Raw genomic sequence first — 18,095 nt, 5'->3', positions numbered from 1 at the left:
CGGCTGCTCCTAAAAGGCCAAGCCAAAATCATTGGGTTTTTGCGGGTGTCCAGCTTCAACGTATTCTGAATTCAAGAACAGCAAAGTATGAAATGGATGTTTCCCAAGGGTTTGGACTCTTGGTGAATTGTTCCATTGCTGGTCGTTCGCTAATTGGCGCGAACTGTAGAAGCATCGACATCGCTACCAAAAAGGTTGAAAAACTACAGTCGAAACTGGAGTTTATCCCGATTTTCGAGATATCCGCTATGTCGCTGAATTTCAGGATCCAGTTCGGACATGACGAAAGTATGGCTCAGATGTTCGAGATCGCTAACAGGCGCATATCTCGAGTTCTTGCCAAAAGTTGTGCCGCGGAAACACTATATTTCGACAGCGAAAAGTTGATGGTGTTTCTAATTCGCGAAGATGCTGACGCAGAAATCTGCGTAAAGAAGTCAATCCTTTATTTTCTGGGATTTGTCGATGTTTCCGAAGATAATTCCGTAGTTGTTATCGATGAAGCATTGCGGAAAATAGGAAATTAGGATGATATTTTCTTGGGGTAATTTTATGGTAGATGAAGATTTTGCATCGGTATATTTACGCTGATAATTCAGGGAAGCACCTATTGTGCAAAACGATGCGAAGAGTTGGGTGTGATAAATTGAGAAATTTGCCGACCCTGCGATACACCGTTCTTGTTGTTTCATGATTGCTCTCCCTGCCGAGCCATGTTCCGTTGGCAGCCGCAAATGAGCCGACGCGACAACAGTTTATTGTTACATATACCTGTATCGATGAAATTCCCGGTACCCAGCAGCTGACTTGCCGATACGTGGACCACGTGTTCCAAGTTATCCGGCTAAAGGCAAAAGACATTGAGTTTGCTGGGACCAAGAAATTTTACCCAGGGCAACTCGTATTTCTGATTTCTTCTGAGACTTTTGAGACCGCCCAGCAGAGGATGAATGAAGCGAGTTTGCAAGCAGCCGAACGGGTCAGTCTCAAGAATTGCGATGTCGTTCACTACCTGCACGAATCTGGCGTGGGCCTGATTTACGTCTATTTGAATGGAGCCTCACCTGAACCGATTTGCTATTCCCGCGCGCTTGAGATTTTTCTGAATTCCTACTCGGATGATGGTGTGAAGGATACGCTCATGCCCGGTATATCTGAAGCTCTCGAAGGTCTGTAACTCCCCCCTTTGCTTTCCTCACTCTTCCGCTAATCTGCTTCTGACAGAAGCCGCAGCGTCAATTGCTGGCGTGGGGCGGTCTGCTTTGTTTGGCGAGGTCGGGAATGCGGGCGTTGAGGCGGTGGGGTGTTGAGGCGCGGGAGGAGAGCGGGCTGGTACTTCGGGTGGAAGAACGGCATCTCTTTCGCATTACCGTGCTGGAAGATCATCTGGTCCGGGTGACGCTCCTGAAGGACGGCGCCTATCGTCATGACCGCACATGGTCCATCGCCCCTGCCGAAGATGTGCCCTTTGAGGGGCGTTTGCGGGAGGGCCGATCCGGCTTTTCTTGCCCGCCGTTTCAGGTGAGAGAGGCGGAGGGGCGCCTGGTTCTGGAAACGGCAAGGCTCAAGGTGGCGGTTGAAACCCCGCTGGCGCTGGTCTGGTCCGTGAGGAGTGGCGAGGGCTGGGTGGAGGTTGCCCGCGATCGGCCACAGGATGCCTATCTGCTGGGTCGCAAGGATCACCGCAATCATCATCACATGCGCCGGATCAAGGGCGAGCTGATTTACGGTCTTGGCGAGAAATCCGGCGCGCTGGAGCGCACGGACCGCCGCTTTGAAATGCGCAACCTTGATGCGCTCGGCTATGACGCCCGTACCACCGACCCGCTCTACAAGCATATTCCGGTCACCTTCACCGAATGCGCTGACGGCAGCGGAGCCTACGGTCTCTTTTATGACACGCTGGCCCCGTGCTGGTTCGACCTTGGCAACGAGAAAGACAATTACCATCCCGCGTTTCGCTCGTTTCGTGCCGAGGACGGCGATCTCGACTATTATTTCAGCTGGGGCGACAGCCTGCTGGATGTGGTGAAACAGCATCATCGCCTGACCGGTGGAACGGCCTTCATGCCGCGTTGGGGGCTGGGCTATTCCGGCTCGACCATGGCCTATACCGACAGCGAAAATGCGCAGGAGCAGGTGCTTGGCTTTCTGGACAGGATTACCGCCGAGGACATGCCCTGCGACAGCTTTCAGCTCTCCTCCGGCTATACGGCCATAGACGGCAAGCGCTATGTGTTCAATTGGAACACGAGCCGCTTTCCCGACGCCAAGGCCATGGGGGAGGCCTATGCAAAAGCGAAGGTGAACCTGATTGCCAACATCAAGCCGGTGATGCTGCTGGATCATCCGCTTTATGGCGAGGCGAAGGGGGTGGGGCTTTTCATCCGCGACAGCGAAACGGGCACGCCCGAACAATCGCGGTTTTGGGACGGGTATGGCTCGCATCTCGATTTCACCAATCCGGCAACAGTGGGTTGGTGGCAGAAGAATTTGAAGGAAAAGCTCTTTTCTGTCGGCATTTCCTCCACCTGGAACGACAATAACGAATACGAGGTCTGGGACGACGAGGCGGTGTGCCATGGCTTTGGCAAGCCGATTCCGGTTCGTCTGATCCGCCCGCTGCATAGCCAGTTGATGACCCGCGCCTCTCATGAGGCACAATGCGCGGATCGACCCGGCAAGCGTCCCTATCTGATCTCCCGCAGCGCCGCGCCGGGCACCCAGCGCTATGCCCAGACCTGGACCGGCGACAATTCAACCAGTTGGGATACGCTACGCTGGAATATTCCCATGGGGCTGGGGCTCAGCCTTTCGGGTTTCTACAATATTGGCCATGATGTCGGCGGCTTTGCGGGGCCACGTCCCGGGCCGGAGCTCTTCCTGCGCTGGGTGCAAAACGGCATCTTCCATCCGCGTTTCACCATTCATTCCTGGAACGATGACGGAACCGCCAACGAGCCGTGGATGCACCCGGAAGTCACGCCGCTCGTGCGCGCCGCGTTGAAGCTGAGGGCGCGGTTGATCCCCTATCTCTATACGCTGCTCTATCGCGCTGTGAGCGAGGGGGAGCCGATGCTGCGTCCGCTGTTTCTGGATCATCCCAATGATCCAAACTGTCGGGAGACGCAATTCGACTTCCTGCTTGGGCGAGACCTGCTTGTGGCAAGTGTGGTGGAAGAGGGCGCAACGCACCGGCGTGTGACACTGCCTGCAAATGAGACCGGTTGGTGGGCGTTTGACGGCAGCAGCTGGTATTCCGGCGGTCAGGTTCTGGATGTGCCGGTTGATCTTGAAACCATCCCGCTTTTTGTCCGCGGCGGCGCAGTTTTGCCCATGGCGGCTGCCAACGCGCGCGCGGATGCCGCTTCCGACGCCTCCCGCACCTTTGCTCTCTATCCGCCGCCTGAAGGCGCGGTGCCGCAAGTCTCTCTGGCCTATGATGATGACGGCGAAAGCGCCGATGCCCTTTCCGGCAATCATTGCCTGACCCACCTGGAACTCGGCCGACAAGGCAACGGCGTTCACGTGACCTGGCGGCGATCCGGCACTTGGCAGCCGAATTTCGGCACGGTCAGCATCTGGCAGGCGGGAACTGATCCGCTCATCGTGAATGGGTCAAAGTGGGTGGGGGGAGAGGTTGCGTACTGAGCCACAGGCGTGATCAGCTCGACTGTATCTGGCTTGGCGCCTCCGGTTCCTGTCCGCCATTCCATTTCGAGGCCGATATGAACTGGTGCGGTTTTTGCGCTTGTGCACCGCTGCGTGTGGCGTGTTGAAGCCGTGCCAGTCCTCATAAGTGGCTGAAACATGCGGAATTCTTCTTATATCGGTGGAAAAGTGAACGGGGTCGCGAAGTCCGGGTTAATAGGTGGTAAATTTCCAGAGTCGACCACTGATTTGCGAGCGCCGCGGACCCCTATATGAAATTCAAGGGAAAATCCTTCATTGCCATCGTTCTCACACCGGAGCCGCCCTTTGCGGACTGGTTTGCCGAGATCGATCGCATCATCACGCGCTCGCCCGGCTTTTTCATCGACCGTCCGATCATTCTGGATGTGCGAGGGCAGAAGATTGCCATCGAGGATCTGGAAGAAGTGCTGGACGGCCTGTCCCAGCGCTCCGTGAGGGTGATGGGCATTGACGGTGTGGCCGGAACACGGCTGAAGCCCGGCATGCCGCCCAGCTTCTCCGGTGGGCGCCTGACGTCCGATGTGGAAGTCCCCGATGCCGCCAGTGTTGCTGAGGATGGGGTTGCTGAAGACGGCGGTGCGGCACAGGGGACGACCCAGAGCCGGTCAGGCAAGGCCCAATCCGCAAAGGCGAAAGCAGCGGCCAGTCCGAAGAACGGGGGCATGAACGGCAGCGAGACAAGTGATCCGAAGGCACTCGTGGTGTCCGAGCCGGTTCGCTCCGGCCAGAGGATCATGCATCCCGATGGCGATGTCACCATCATCGGAGCTGTCAGCTCCGGCGCGGAGGTCATTGCCGGCGGGTCGATCCATATCTACGGCGCACTGCGGGGCAGGGCGCTGGCAGGCGTATCGGGCGATGAGCATGCCCGGATCTATTGCTCCAAGCTGGATGCGGAGCTGGTGTCCATCAACGGCCTCTACAAGGTTGCCGATGATTTCGACGAGACAGTCATGAACGCGCCGGCGCATATCCGCTGCGAAAATGACGCGCTGATTTTTGAAAAGCTTGGCTGAGGGGAACGGGCGGCACAAGAACCGGCCCGCGCTTTCGCCAAAACGAGAAGAACAGGAAAAGACCATGAGCAACGCCACAGTCGTCGTTGTGACATCCGGCAAGGGAGGGGTGGGCAAAACCACCTCGGCGGCCGCCATCGCCACGGCCCTTGCCAAGCAGGGCTATCAGGTCTGTGCGATCGATTTCGACGTCGGGCTTCGCAATCTCGACCTGATCATGGGTGCCGAGCGCCGGGTCGTGTTCGATCTGGTGAATGTCGTGCGCGGCGAAGCGACCATTAAGCAGGCGCTGGTCCGCGACAAGCGGCTGGACAATCTCTACCTGCTTCCGGCCTCCCAGACGCGCGACAAGGACGCGCTGACGGATGAGGGCGTTGCCAGCGTCATCAACGAATTGCGGATGTATTTCGACTGGATCGTCTGCGACAGCCCGGCGGGTATCGAGCGCGGCGCAACGCTGGCCATGCGCTATGCGGATGAGGCGATCATCGTGTCCAACCCGGAAGTCTCGTCCGTGCGCGATTGTGACCGCATCATCGGACTGCTGGACGCCAAGACGGTTGTTGCAGAACAGGGTGGGCGGATGCCCAAGCATCTGCTGATCACCCGTTTCGACACCGAGCGCGCCCGCCTTGGCGACATGCTCAGCGTCGACGATGTGGTCGACATCCTGTCTGTGCCGCTGATTGGCGTCGTACCGGAAAGCAAGGACGTTCTGAAAGCGTCCAACGTCGGCATGCCGGTGACCATGGCCGATGAGGCCTGCCCGCCGTCGCGCGCTTATACCGAAGCTGTTCAGCGTCTTTTGGGCGAAGACATCCCGGTGACGATCCCCAGTGAGAAGAGAGGCTTCTTCGGCAAGCTCTTCAAGGGGAGGGCTGCATGAATATCCTGAGCTTTTTTGCCAGGAAGGAACCAAGTGCTGCCGTTGCCAAGAGCCGCCTGAAGATCCTTCTGGCGCATGAGCGAAGCAGCGATGGCAACGACGCAGCGTTGATCTCTTCCTTGCGCGAAGACATTCTGGCGGTGGTCAAGAAGCATATCGATATTGATATCGATGCGGTTCGCCTTGAAATGGACCGCTCCGGCGACACGACGACCCTCGGCATCGACATCGAACTGCCTCAAAGGGCCCGCAGCGCCTGACGCACTGCTTCGATCTGATCAAAAGAAAACCGGCCCTTTGCGGCCGGTTTTTTGTTCTGTCCATTTCATATTTTTTGAATAGAGGCACGAGAATTCAACATATCAAGTTAACGAAGAAAATATTCCGATTCATTACTCTGGGTTGCATATGGCGATTGTGCTCGGGATGAAGTTGCCTCCCGCAGCGTATTGAAAGAGTGAAGTGTTGAACACGGTTAGAGTTGTCATAATTGCTTTGGCCTACCTCATTCTGGGAAAACTCGGTTTGATGCTGGCGATCCCTCCCGGTTACGCGACCATCATTTGGCCTTCTGCAGGTGTCGCCGTGGCTGCGCTTGCAACTTTCGGTTACCGTGTTTGGCCCGGCGTGTTTTTGGGTTCTTTCCTTGTGAACCTATCGGCCGGTCCGGGAGTCGGGGTCTTGTTTTCGGAAAGGTGGCTGGAAACAGCTGTCATTCCAATAGGTATCGCAATCGGCGCAGCAGTTCAGGCTGTCACAGCACTATTTCTGGTCAGGCGGTTCGCCGGGTTTCCGAACAGGTTGGAGACCGAAAAGCAGGTTCTGCAGTTCCTTGTGTGGGCTGGCCCTTTGGCGTGTGCCGCGAATTCGATTATTGGCACCTCCATTCTTTTCCTGACTGGCACAGTGACTGAGGACGCTTTTCTTAGAAATCTGCTCATCTGGTGGCTCGGAGATACGATAGGCGTATTTATTTTCGCTCCCGTTGTCCTCGTCTGGTTGCTGAAACCGTTGCATATTTGGAAGCCAAGACGATTACCAGTCACCGTGCCAGCGCTGATTTGCCTTGTCATCACGGTAGCCATCACCATGGCGGGAGCCCGCTACGAGCGTGAGAAGCTAACTCAGAACTTTATCAAACTTGCCGTTGCATTGCCCGTTACTCTCGAAGACACTCTTCGCCTCTATACTCACATGCTTGATGGTTTGGCTGGATTGCACGCGGCGAATGGGACGCTGACAAGGGAACAATTCAAATCATTTTATTCCAGATCGCTTGAATCCATCGGTGGGATTCAGGCAGTGTCCTGGAATCCCGTTGTTTATCCTGAGGGGCGGGAAAGCTATGAACGAGCTACACAGGCAGAGGGGTTTAAAGACTTCAAGATAACCGAGCGGAATTCGTCGGGAGAACTGGTGCCTGCACAAATGCACCCCGACCATGTCGTTGTTTCATACATTGAACCCTATGAAAAAAATGTTGGGGCTCATGGTTTCGATGTCGGATCAAACGCCACGCGGCGTGCTGCATTTGAACGGGCGAGAGATACAGGCCTGCCGGTTGCTACCGGGCGGATCACCTTGGTGCAGGAAACCGAGAAGCAATTCGGAGTGCTGGTTTTTATGCCAGTTTATAGGCAGGGGGTTGTTCCGGGTACAATCGAGGGCAGGCGGCAGAATATCGAAGGATACATGGTCGGTGTCTTGAGGGGGGGCGATATCGTATCTGCAGCTTTCTCGGATGTTGCAGCGGAAAATTTGACCTTCAGCCTGTTCGATGACAGCGCACCGCCCGAAGATGAGTTCCTTTACGCAAGCGCTCGCGCAGGAGAGGGTGTTCGTGCACTTGAGGAGAGCGGACTGTTTGGCGGAGCATCGATACTCACCCACACGGCAAATATCGATTTCGCCGGGCGCAATTGGTATTTTGAAATCAATCCCACGCCGGAATTCATCGCACAAAACAGGACCGAAAACTCCTGGGTCATTCTTGTCGGCGGGGCAATGCTCACCGGGCTCCTAATTGCGTTCTTCATGCTGCTCAGTGGACGCCGGGAGTACCTACGCGAGTTGGTGGCGGAGCGGACCAGGGAGCTTTCTGCCAGCCAAAAACGACTGGCCCAGGCGCAGCGTATTGCGTCCTTTGGAAACTTCCAACTGGATGTGAGTGGAGAAAGAATGTGGTGGTCTGACGAGGTCGATCGGATATTGGGTATGCCGGACGGAAGGCTCAAGCGCACATACGAGACCCTGAGCAGCTCTTTCCACCATCATGATCTACATAAATTGACGCGCGCCATTGAAGATGTCCGATCAGAGGGCGGGCGGGCGAGTGTGGATTGCCGTCTCATTCTTGGTGATGGGCAGGAAAAAGTGATCCATGCCCAAATGGAGAGAGTGACCGACACGGAAACAGGAAAATTCCGCATAGATGGAACGATACAGGATATTACTGAGCGGGTAATGCTTGATCGGATGAAGCACGAGTTTATCGCAAACACGAGCCATGAATTGCGAACACCGCTGACATCTATCCGGGCGTCACTGGGATTGTTGATGAGTGAACAAATCGCAAATTTGCCGGAGAAGGCGAAACAGCTGATTACACTATCGGATAAAAATGCGGCACGTCTTGCCAGACTTGTAAACGATCTGCTGGATCTGGAAACAGCAAATTCAACCGGTTTTACCTTGAACTCTAAAGTGCTCGACCTTCAGAAAGTGGTCCGTGAAGCGGTTGAAGTCACTTCTTTCTTGGCAGATGAGTTTGGTGTCAATATCGTGGTGGAGCTTGGTCAACCTGTTCAGATTTATGCTGATAAGGATCGCCTCATTCAAGTATTCGTCAACTTGATCTCGAATGCTGCTAAATTTTCACCATCGGGTGGCGAAATAAAGGTTTCCGTCAGTACACAAGAAGGGGCTGCTTTTATCGCTGTTGCGGATCAGGGTGATGGTATTGCTCCGGGATTCAGAGACCAGGTTTTCAAGCCCTTCTCGCAAGCGGACGGATCTGCAGCCCGCAGGCGAGGAGGGACCGGGCTTGGCCTTTATATTGCCAAGACGCTGACTGAGATACAGGGAGGCAGGATCTCCTTTGATACAGAACTCGGCAACGGCACGACATTTATGGTCGAGTTGCCCGTCGCCGAGGCTGCTACCTCTGCCGAAGCAGCTTCCTCAGCCAAAGTTGCATAAAGAGCCCAGGTTGACCCGGATTATGTCCGGGGTGGTTCATATGTAGGATCTTAAGCCTCGTAGACGATCTCGCGGGTTTCGCGGAAGGTCACGTCCGGATATTTCTCGGTGATGTAGCCAACTTCCCATGCGTTCTTGAACAGGAACACCGGGCGGTCGTCGCGGTCGTTGGCGATTGACATGCGGTGGTTCTCGATCATCTTCTGCAGCGTCTGGGCGTCGGTCTCGATCCAGCGGGCCGTGGAGAGGTTCACCGCCTCGAAGCCGATTTCCGTGCCGTATTCCTGCTTGAGGCGATCGATCACCACGTCCAGCTGCAGGACGCCGACCACGCCGACAATCCAGTTGGAGCCAATATCGGGCTTGAAGATCTGCACGAGGCCTTCCTCGGCTAGATCCTGCAGGCCCTGGCGCATCTGTTTGACGCGCATGGTGTCGGAGAGGCGCACGCGGCGCAGGATTTCAGGGGCAAAAGCCGGAAGACCGGTCACGTGGATGTTCTCGCCCTCGGTCAACGTGTCACCAACGCGCAACTGGCCGTGGTTCGGCACGCCGATGACGTCGCCCGGATAGGCGGTCTCGGCGATCTCGCGCTCCTCGGCAAAGAAGAAGATTGGCGCGGAAACGGCAATCGTCTTGTCGGCACGCACATGCTTCAGCTTCATGCCACGCTTGAACGTGCCAGAGCACAGGCGCACGAAGGCAATGCGGTCGCGGTGCTTGGGGTCCATGTTGGCCTGCACCTTGAAGACAAAGCCGGTGACCTTGTCTTCTTCCGGAGAAATCACGCGCCCGCCAGTCGCCGACTGGGAATGGGGAGGCGGCGCATAGGCCGCAATGAAATCAAGCAGCTCTTCAACACCGTAGTCGCGCAGGGCCGAGCCGAAGAAAACCGGCGTCAGATGCCCTTCCAGAAAGCTTGCCTTGTCGAAGGAGGCGTAGCCTTCCGCGCCCAGCTCCACATTCTCGCCGAGCTCGTCCATGATCCGGTCGAAGACAAATTCGGTCAGGATCGGGTCTTCCAGACCGGACACATCAAGCGTGCGCTTGTAGGCACCGCCGCGTTCGCCGCCAGAGGTATGGAACTTGCTGTTCTTCCAGTCATAAACGCCGAAGAAGTCAGACCCCATGCCGACCGGCCAAGTCATCGGCGAAACATCCAGCGCCAGCGCTTCTTGCACTTCGTCGAGGATTTCCAGCGCATGGCGACCTTCGCGGTCGATCTTGTTGACGAAGGTGATGATCGGAATGTCGCGCAGGCGGCACACTTCGAACAGCTTGCGGGTCTGGGTTTCGATACCCTTGGCCGCGTCGATCACCATGATCGCCGCATCAACCGCCGTCAGCGTGCGGTAGGTGTCCTCAGAAAAGTCCTCGTGGCCCGGCGTGTCGAGAAGATTGTAGATGATGCCATTGCGCTCGAACGTCATGACCGAGGACGAGACGGAGATACCGCGTTCCTGCTCGATCTTCATCCAGTCCGACCGTGCCCGCCGCCGCTCGCCGCGCGCACGCACCTGACCGGCCGCCCGGATAGCGCCCCCGGACAGAAGCAGCTTTTCGGTCAATGTCGTCTTACCGGCATCCGGGTGAGAGATGATCGCAAAGGTCCGCCGGGTCTGATACGGCGCCGCGCCATTGGCGTTGGACATGAAAAGCTCCTGATCTCGCTAATCGGCAAGGCCGCGCCACACACCGGACAAACCGGGGCGCAGGCCAGATAGAGCCGAACGGAATGATTTTCGTTGGCGCAAGGTATTATCGAATTGAATGACAAAACGCCAGTGACTACCGTCTAATTGAGATCTTTGTAGCACCTCTATTGAAGATCTAGTTGACCGCGAATGCCAGGCTCCCCCGTAGAACCGTTTTATTTTGTGCAGCGTTCGCCTGGCACAGTGGCCCGTGCGAAGTGTTGCACTGACGGGAGGACATGACTTCGGCAGATGCACTCGACAGTGCGTACTCATGCTCCGGTACATGGATTTCCACTCGTTTGGTTATGGAACCATAGGGTGTTACGACGAGTTTGTGGTCCGTGGAAACAAGGCTGGCCGAAATCACATGCCTGCCGGGTTCCAGACGACCCAGCGAGTGCTTCGCGCTGCGTGCAGTCCCGACCTTTTTTGAATCAACAAATATGTGGACATGCCCGACCTTGTCCTTTGTCTCAGACGCATCCGCCTCTTGTTCCAGGTTGAAGTTTTGCACATCAAGCGCCGCATGCCAGATCCCGAAAGCATCCTTTTTTATATCGAGTTTCAACTCGGGGGCGGGCTGGTTTCCGGCAACTTCGTGGATGTTCATATCCTGAAGTCTTGTCTGGTGAACGACCGGAATTGAGTACCAGACAACGAACATTATGAAGCCGAAAAGGCTGGCCATGGCGCTGCGATTGCCAAAAGTACCCGGGTGCAAAAGGTGTGTTCTTGCCAGAGCGGTAAATCGGGCACCTTCTCCTTTGCTCGTTTCAACTGCCGTGAAGTTTCCCGGTCCCACCAACAGGAAGACGAAACACAACGCATAAAGCTGAGAGTGATAAAAAGGAGATTCTCCCAACAGAAGGGCGAAGAATGAGAATGCAAAGATCAGGAACAGGGCAATAGGGCGAACCAACACTCCGAGTATAAGGAGAATACCCGCGATGAATTCAACAAGCCCCATTATCAAAACGATCGCTCCGGCCAGCTCCTTGAAGAACAACAAGGGTGTGTGGTCAAGGATGGTCATTATGAGGCCGGGCTCTAAAAACTTGTAACGGAAAGCCAAGTAGACGAAGCCGATGCCGGTCATGATCCTGGCAATCGGATAAATCACTGCAGGCTTCAAAAGCGAGTCAGCTGCTTTTTGAAGAAAGCAGCCTGAAGACCGGGCTCCAAACAGGTTTCTTTTTCGCCCGAAAGAGAGAACCAGAAGCGCCGGCGCAATGAAATGAAGGCTGAAGTCCAGAAAGGACACGCCGAACAGGAAGTGCCCTGCAACCGCCAGACAAATCACGCCCACCGCTGCAAGTCGGACTTGAAAGCCGACGAAAAGCATGACCCCCAAGGCAAGCTGTATTGCAACCAAAACAGGAGTGTAGGCCCTCTGTGGTTCCAGAACCGCGTTTGCAACAAACAATGTGCTGGTCCCCGGCTCCTGACCCATCATTGGTAGTAGGCCCAAGGCGGCAATCGCCATCATGATCGCAAGCCCGCCACTCAACAGCCAACTTGCGACTTCAGTCTTGTCGAAGTCCATTGCAGCGAAAAATCGCTCTTCTCTGGTCAACCATTTTGGTTCGAATGACAAAGCAATCAGAGACAAGATCGCCATCGGGAGCATGATGAGCGAGAATTGAAATGTCGAAATGAATTCAATCGGGGGTATAGACGCGGAAATCGCCTCCATTTCCTCCGAGCCAAGAAACCAGCTCTCATGTGCAGCCGAAATGCCAACACTTGAAAGGAGAGCCATCAAACTGATGATTGACCGGATATATTTTGCCTTGGACATCTCAGATACGCCGCGTTCTACAGAAATCACCATGTGATGACTGGCCGAGTGATAAGCCGTTCGCAAATTGTATTAAGAACGTCTTAAGTTCCATTCGCGTGGATTACGCCCCAGTTCGCGGTTCTGCCCTGATCTCACTAAGTAGTGTCGTGGGAGGCGGTCATGAGGGCATTTGTCTGACGAACATATGGATCCGGGCCTCCAGAAGGCCGAAAAACTAATTGCTTCCAGCTTTGAGTATCGTTGCCAATTGAACTTAGGCTGCGTGAGGGCCGCTAATGAGATGGAAAATGCAGTGGAATGCTTTGGCGGGACCCGGTGTTGCACGCACCCATAGGTGTTCCTCCTGACCCGATTTGCAATTGCGCCTGGGTGGGGCGGAACATATGTGAAGTCTGCATTTGATTTTATTCATGGGCATGGAACATGCAGGCTTTTCACGCAAAAGATGTCGAGACCTCTCTTGAGGACCTGAAGGCGGAGCGATCCGGCTTGACGGGAGACGAGGCACGCCGCCGGCTGGATGTTCAAGGCCCGAACCGCCTGCCGCACTCGCCCCGTCCGGGCTGGATCAAGCGTCTGGCCCTGCAGTTTCACAATGTGCTCATCTACGCGCTGATCTGCTCGGGAACGGTGACGCTCTTCCTCGGTCATCTGGTGGATGCTGCGGTGATCTTTGCTGTTGTGATCCTGAATGCTGTTGTCGGTGTGTTGCAGGAAGGCAAGGCCGAGCGGGCCATGGATGCGATCCAGAACATGCTGGCCCCGCGCGCCGCTGTCCTGCGGTCCGCTCAGCGCATGTCAGTTGCAGCCGAGGATCTTGTGCCCGGCGACATCGTGCTGCTGGAGGCGGGGGATCGTGTTCCGGCGGACCTGCGGCTGGTTGAGGCGAACAACCTGCAAATTCAGGAAGCGGTCCTGACAGGCGAGTCCGTTGCCAGTGAAAAGGACATTGGTCCCGTCGCCGAGACGGCAGCGCTGGGCGATCGCAAATGCATTGCCTTTTCCGGCTGTCTGGTCACCACGGGGTCAGGAACCGGTGTTGTGTGCGCCACGGGAGCCCAATCGGAAATCGGGAGGATCAATCGCATGCTGTCGGAGGTGGAAACCACCACGACGCCTTTGCTGCGCCAGATGGACCGCTTTGCCCGCTGGCTCACCTTGCTCATCCTGACGCTGTCGGTGCTTCTGTTCCTGTTTGGCGGCTTCGTTCTTCATTATGATCTGACCGATCTGTTCCTTTCCATTGTCGGGCTTGCGGTTGCCGCCATTCCCGAAGGCTTGCCTGCAGTCCTCACGATCACGCTTGCCGTTGGCGTGCAGCAGATGGCAAAGCGCAATGCCATCGTGCGGCGCTTGCCGGCCATTGAAAGTCTCGGGTCCGTGTCGGTCATTTGCACGGACAAGACCGGCACCTTGACCCGAAATGAAATGGTGGTTGCCTCCGCCGTGATTGGTCAGGACACCTACACGGTGACTGGCGAGGGCTATGGCCCGGATGGCCAGCTGCTTTTGGACGGGGTACCTGTAAACGGCGGTGAGCACGAGCCCTTGCGCATGCTCGGCGAGGGCGCATTGCTGTGTAACGACGCTCATCTTCGCCAGTCCAACGGGGCCTGGCATTGCGAGGGCGATCCGATGGAGGGCGCTCTGCTTGCCTTTGCGGCGAAGGTCGGGCTGCCCGCGAGACAGGAGATTGACTGGGCCCAGCAGGCGGTTCTGCCCGTTGATGCCCGCCATCGCTACATGGCCATCCGCTCAAGAAACAGCCAAGGTCGCCTTCAGGTCTTCGTCAAGGGCGCGCCGGAGCGGCTTTTGGCCATGTGTTCGCACAGCCTGAAGGGGGATGGCAGCCATGTCCCGTTGGACAGCGCCTATTGGCACCGGAAGGCTGATGAAATTGCCGCCAAGGGGCAGAGGGTGCTCGCCTTTGCTCTTGGCTTCGCGCAGGACGACGATACGCCACTTGCCGACGAGACAGAGGCGGGAGGGCTGGTCTTTGCCGGTCTGGTAGGCTTCATGGATCCACCGCGCCCAGAAGCGGTGGCGGCTGTTGCCGAGTGCCGCAGCGCAGGCATCGACGTGAAGATGATCACCGGCGATCACGCGGTTACGGCTGCCGCCATCGGTCGGCAGGTCGGGCTTGCCAATTGCGAGACCGTGCTGACAGGGGCCGAGCTGGATGTGCTCAGTGATGCAGATCTGGCCTCGGTCGTGCGGGAGACGGATATCTTCGCCCGCACCAGCCCGGAGCACAAGTTGCGGCTGGTGAAAGCCCTGCAGGGGCATGGCCTGACAGTGGCCATGACCGGGGATGGCGTGAACGATGCCCCCGCGCTGAAGCGCGCCGATGCCGGAGTGGCGATGGGCAAGGGTGGCAGCGAGGCCGCCCGCGAAGCGGCGCAACTGGTTCTTGCCGACGACAATTTTGCCTCCATCGTTGCGGCTGTCAGGGAAGGGCGCACGGTCTATGACAACATCAAGAAGGTGATCGCCTGGACCCTGCCGACCAGCAGCGGCGCCGCCATGACAATCGTCATTGCCCTTCTGATGGGCATGACCTTGCCGATCACCGCCATTCAGATCCTTTGGGTCAACCTCATCACGGCGGTCACGCTGGGTCTGGCGCTTGCCTTTGAACCGACGGAAGAAGGCACAATGGCACGCCCTCCGCGCCCGCGCGACGAGACCCTGATGACCGGACGGCTCGCATGGCATGTTGTCTATGTGTCAATTCTGATCCTGGCCGGGGTCTTTGGCATCTACGCCTATGCGATCGACAAGGGGTATGATGTGGCGCTGGCCAGAACGCTGGCCCTGAATGCGCTGGTGGTGATGGAAATCTTCCATCTGTTCAACATTCGCAACATTCACGGAACCTCCTTGACCCTGAAAGCGGTCAGGGGAACGCCGGTCATCTGGGCAACAATCCTGATCGTCACGATCGCGCAGTTCGCCGTCACCTATGTTCCGCCGCTTCAGGCGATCTTTGGCACACAGGCCGTCTCGCTGGTCGACGGGATGATTGTCGTCGGCCTTGGTATCGCGCTCTTTGTTCTCGTGGAGCTGGAAAAGCAGATGCGGTTTGCCCTGCGGCGCGCCTGATCGGGGCGTGTCGCAGCTGTGTCACCTGCAGCGAAATTGGATTGCGCTGCGAAAAATTGCTAGGCTACCCAAACGGTTCCAGTCACTTGTCCTGATTCCAGACACTGGAAGCCGCTTGGGGACGCAATGGATTTTCAAGCGCCGCTGTTTGATTTGAACAACTGGTCAAAGGCCTTTCTGGGCTATGTGAGCGGGCCTTGGCTGCTCTACCAGTTGATCATCATCGTGGTGGCCTTCGCTCTGTCCCGGCTGCTGTCGTGGCGCATTGAGCCTGTGCTGGAAGAGCATGCCCGCGGCATTGAGGGCCAGCCCGGCCTGTTGCGCATGGTGGTCGTTGTTCTCAGGCGAACCAACTGGATCATCTTTGCGATCCTGCTTTTCGGCGCGTTGTCGGTCATGCGCGAGCTGACCTGGCCAAGCCGGAGCCATTTTGTCGCCGTTGTGCTTTATCTGACAGTTGCCTGGCTGTTTGTCTCCATCCTGTCGCGGATCATCCGCAACCGGCTGGTGGCAAAGATTCTCAGCTGGCTCGCGTGGGTCTACGCAGCGCTGGTGATCCTGGGGTTGGATGACGAGGCAACTGCGTTCCTTGACAGTCTGGCCCTTCCGCTCGGCCAGATGCGCATTTCGGCGCTGCTGGTCTTGAAGGCGGCGATCTTCCTGATGATTGCCGTATGGATCGCGGTCATTGTCGGCCGGTTTCTCGATCAACAGGTGCAGAAATCCGAGGAACTCACCCCGTCCATCCGGGTGCTGATCGGCAAGGTCGTGAAGATCGGTCTGGTGCTGATCGCCGGGGCGATTGCCCTGTCGTCGGTGGGGATCGATCTGACGGTTCTGACGGTCTTTTCCGGCGCGGTCGGTCTCGGGCTCGGCTTCGGCCTCCAGAAAGTCATCTCGAACTTCATTTCCGGCATCATCATCCTGCTCGACAAGTCCATCAAGCCGGGCGACACAATCTCGCTGGAAGGGACGTTCGGCTGGATACGCGAGCTGCGTGCCCGCTTCGTCTCCGTGGTGACGCGTGATGGCCGCGAGTATCTGATCCCGAACGAGGACTTCATCACCCACCGGGTCATCAACTGGTCGTTCAGCGACGATCTGGTGCGGCTCGACGTTAATTTCGGCGTGTCCTACGATGCTGATCCGCACAAGGTCACGGAACTGGCCATTGCAGCCGCCAAGACAGTCTTTCGGGTTCATCCCTCAAACGCGCCGGTCTGCTGGCTGACCGGGTTTGGCGACTCCTCGCTCGATTTCGTCCTGCGTTTCTGGATCAGTGATCCGCAAAAGGGTCTCACCAACATTCGCGGGCAGGTTCTGCTTGCCCTGTGGGATACGTTCAAGGAACACGACATCGGCATTCCCTATCCGCATCGCGAGATCATCATGAAGGAACCGGCTCAGCCGTCGGTAACGGATTGATCTTCCCGTATCGCCTCGTCATAAGTCGGGTAGAGCAACGGGCGTTTTGTAAAAACGCCCAAAGATGCTCTTTCACGGATGGATCGATCAGCTTTGGGCGCTCAATCGATTCCGATTTAGCGCCCGCTGATCTAGTTGTTTCCCGAGAGTTATTTTGATGACCAACCGTACTTGCTTCCTCATCGGCATCCTTATGACCGTCGCCACGGCGATCATCCTGTTCATGATGGGTCGCATTCCCATCTGCTCCTGCGGCTATGTGCTGTTCTGGACACCGGCGGATGATCTGGCCGGGTCTTCGCAGCATATTGCCGACTGGTACACGTTCAGCCACATCATTCATGGCTTCATCTTCTTCTGGCTGCTGTCGCTGGTCTTCAAGTCCCGCTCTGTTGGCGAGCGGGCGCTGGGCGCGATCCTGATCGAAGCGGCGTGGGAGATTGCCGAAAACAGCCCGTGGATCATCGATCGCTACCGCGAGGCGACCATTGCGGTCGGTTATACCGGCGACAGCATCCTCAATTCGGTCTTCGACATCATCTGGATGCTGACCGGCTTCTTCTTCGCCGCCCGCATGCCCGCATGGGTGACGATTTGCGTCGCCATCGTCTTCGAGCTGCTGGCGCTCTGGGTCATCCGCGACAACCTCACACTCAATGTCATCATGCTGTTCTACCCGGTTGAGGCCATCCGCGTCTGGCAGGGCGGGTAAGGCTAGCTGCTCCAACCTTTCCGTAAACATCAGGTCGTAGCTTGGCCCGTGCACCTCCCCTGTGGGGAGGGGGCGACGCACAGCGGCGGGTGAGGGGATGCTATCTCGCCGAAAGCCTCGACATCTGCGTCCCTCACCCCGGCCCTCTCCCAATGGGAGAGGGAGGTGTAGCAGCATCTCTCTGTCGTCACCCCGGACGAAGCGCAGCGGAGATCCGGGGTCGGTGAACCCGGCACCTTACATGGACATTGGGGGCTCTCCGATCCCGGCTCGCGCTTCGCTTGGCCGGGATGACGGATGAGGGGGCGGTCTTTGTTCCCCTCCCCCTTGTGGGGAGGGGGTAGGGGTACGCTTCAGGGCATTTTGCAATCTGATCCGGTGACAAGATCTTCACCCCCACCCTTGCCCTCCCCACGAGGGGGGGAGATTCTGGAATTACTCCCGGAAGTTGCTCGTGTTATGCGTTAGCTACCATCTACCGTGCGGTGGGCTTGGGCAGATCCTCGGCACTGGGACTATTCTGAATTTTGTGCTCTGGCGTGTTAGCTCTCGGATGAGGAGACCC

At 56.9% G+C, this 18,095-nt stretch carries 12 protein-coding genes; 10 read left to right on the top strand and 2 right to left on the bottom strand.

Going from position 1 to position 18,095, the window contains the following annotated elements; genetic code table 11:
* The 7 genes from F0155_RS23510 to F0155_RS21890 form a co-directional block, all read left to right on the top strand.
* Positions 1-527 (top strand): hypothetical protein (locus F0155_RS23510; RefSeq protein ID WP_161599880.1); only part of this gene is annotated, 527 nt, incomplete at its 5' end.
* Between the two features lie 194 nt (positions 528-721).
* Positions 722-1,177: a hypothetical protein gene (locus tag F0155_RS21915; RefSeq protein WP_150526707.1), complete on the top strand. Its 456-nt coding sequence runs from the start codon at positions 722-724 to the stop codon at positions 1,175-1,177.
* Positions 1,178-1,281: 104 nt separating this feature from the next.
* The gene (locus tag F0155_RS21910; RefSeq protein ID WP_150526706.1) at positions 1,282-3,651 is read left to right on the top strand and encodes a glycoside hydrolase family 31 protein; all 2,370 of its coding nucleotides are present in this window, start codon (positions 1,282-1,284) and stop codon (positions 3,649-3,651) included.
* A 272-nt stretch (positions 3,652-3,923) separates the two neighbouring features.
* On the top strand, positions 3,924-4,709 hold the full coding sequence (gene minC, locus F0155_RS21905) for a septum site-determining protein MinC (protein ID WP_150526705.1): 786 nt from the start codon (positions 3,924-3,926) through the stop codon (positions 4,707-4,709).
* Positions 4,710-4,773: 64 nt separating this feature from the next.
* Positions 4,774-5,595, top strand: coding sequence for a septum site-determining protein MinD (gene minD / locus F0155_RS21900; RefSeq protein WP_150526704.1), 822 nt, complete (start codon positions 4,774-4,776; stop codon positions 5,593-5,595).
* Entirely contained in the window at positions 5,592-5,855 is a 264-nt protein-coding gene (gene minE, locus F0155_RS21895; RefSeq protein ID WP_150526703.1) for a cell division topological specificity factor MinE, read from the top strand. Before minD ends, minE begins: the two co-directional genes overlap by 4 nt.
* 202 nt (positions 5,856-6,057) lie before the next feature.
* A complete protein-coding gene (locus F0155_RS21890) occupies positions 6,058-8,793 on the top strand; it encodes a CHASE domain-containing protein (RefSeq protein ID WP_280177015.1) in 2,736 nt (911 codons plus the stop codon).
* A 50-nt stretch (positions 8,794-8,843) separates the two neighbouring features.
* On the opposite strand, the gene F0155_RS21885 is transcribed toward F0155_RS21890, so the two are convergent.
* Positions 8,844-10,445: a peptide chain release factor 3 gene (locus tag F0155_RS21885; RefSeq protein WP_150526701.1), complete on the bottom strand. Its 1,602-nt coding sequence runs from the start codon at positions 10,443-10,445 to the stop codon at positions 8,844-8,846.
* A gap of 178 nt (positions 10,446-10,623) precedes the next feature.
* Positions 10,624-12,321, bottom strand: a complete 1,698-nt coding sequence (locus F0155_RS21880; RefSeq protein ID WP_150526700.1) for a DoxX family protein — start codon at positions 12,319-12,321, stop codon at positions 10,624-10,626.
* Positions 12,322-12,714: 393 nt separating this feature from the next.
* Between F0155_RS21880 and F0155_RS21875 the strand changes: the two genes are divergently transcribed.
* The 3 genes from F0155_RS21875 to F0155_RS21865 all read left to right on the top strand — a co-directional run bounded on the left by F0155_RS21875 (position 12,715) and on the right by F0155_RS21865 (position 17,530).
* Positions 12,715-15,393: a cation-transporting P-type ATPase gene (locus F0155_RS21875; protein WP_150526699.1), complete on the top strand. Its 2,679-nt coding sequence runs from the start codon at positions 12,715-12,717 to the stop codon at positions 15,391-15,393.
* Positions 15,394-15,519: 126 nt separating this feature from the next.
* A complete protein-coding gene (locus F0155_RS21870) occupies positions 15,520-16,818 on the top strand; it encodes a mechanosensitive ion channel family protein (protein ID WP_150526698.1) in 1,299 nt (432 codons plus the stop codon).
* A 157-nt stretch (positions 16,819-16,975) separates the two neighbouring features.
* Entirely contained in the window at positions 16,976-17,530 is a 555-nt protein-coding gene (locus F0155_RS21865; protein ID WP_150526697.1) for a DUF2585 domain-containing protein, read from the top strand.
* The last annotated feature ends 565 nt before the right edge of the window (positions 17,531-18,095 follow it).

This window comes from Roseibium sediminis, assembly GCF_008711325.1.
Lineage (GTDB): Bacteria > Pseudomonadota > Alphaproteobacteria > Rhizobiales > Stappiaceae > Roseibium > Roseibium sediminis.
The sequence above is the reverse complement of the archived record's forward strand: the minus strand, read 5'-3'. Positions and strand labels throughout refer to the sequence as shown.

What these genes read in the sequence shown, in the direction of transcription:
- F0155_RS21885 (WP_150526701.1), bottom strand. Translation starts at nt 10,445, where the DNA reads ATGTCCAACGCCAATGGCGCGGCGCCGTATCAGACCCGGCGGACCTTT.
- F0155_RS21880 (WP_150526700.1), bottom strand. Translation starts at nt 12,321, where the DNA reads ATGGTGATTTCTGTAGAACGCGGCGTATCTGAGATGTCCAAGGCAAAA.
- F0155_RS21875 (WP_150526699.1), top strand. Translation starts at nt 12,715, where the DNA reads ATGCAGGCTTTTCACGCAAAAGATGTCGAGACCTCTCTTGAGGACCTG.
- minC (WP_150526705.1), top strand. Translation starts at nt 3,924, where the DNA reads ATGAAATTCAAGGGAAAATCCTTCATTGCCATCGTTCTCACACCGGAG.
- minE (WP_150526703.1), top strand. Translation starts at nt 5,592, where the DNA reads ATGAATATCCTGAGCTTTTTTGCCAGGAAGGAACCAAGTGCTGCCGTT.
- F0155_RS21870 (WP_150526698.1), top strand. Translation starts at nt 15,520, where the DNA reads ATGGATTTTCAAGCGCCGCTGTTTGATTTGAACAACTGGTCAAAGGCC.
- F0155_RS21865 (WP_150526697.1), top strand. Translation starts at nt 16,976, where the DNA reads ATGACCAACCGTACTTGCTTCCTCATCGGCATCCTTATGACCGTCGCC.
- minD (WP_150526704.1), top strand. Translation starts at nt 4,774, where the DNA reads ATGAGCAACGCCACAGTCGTCGTTGTGACATCCGGCAAGGGAGGGGTG.
- F0155_RS21910 (WP_150526706.1), top strand. Translation starts at nt 1,282, where the DNA reads ATGCGGGCGTTGAGGCGGTGGGGTGTTGAGGCGCGGGAGGAGAGCGGG.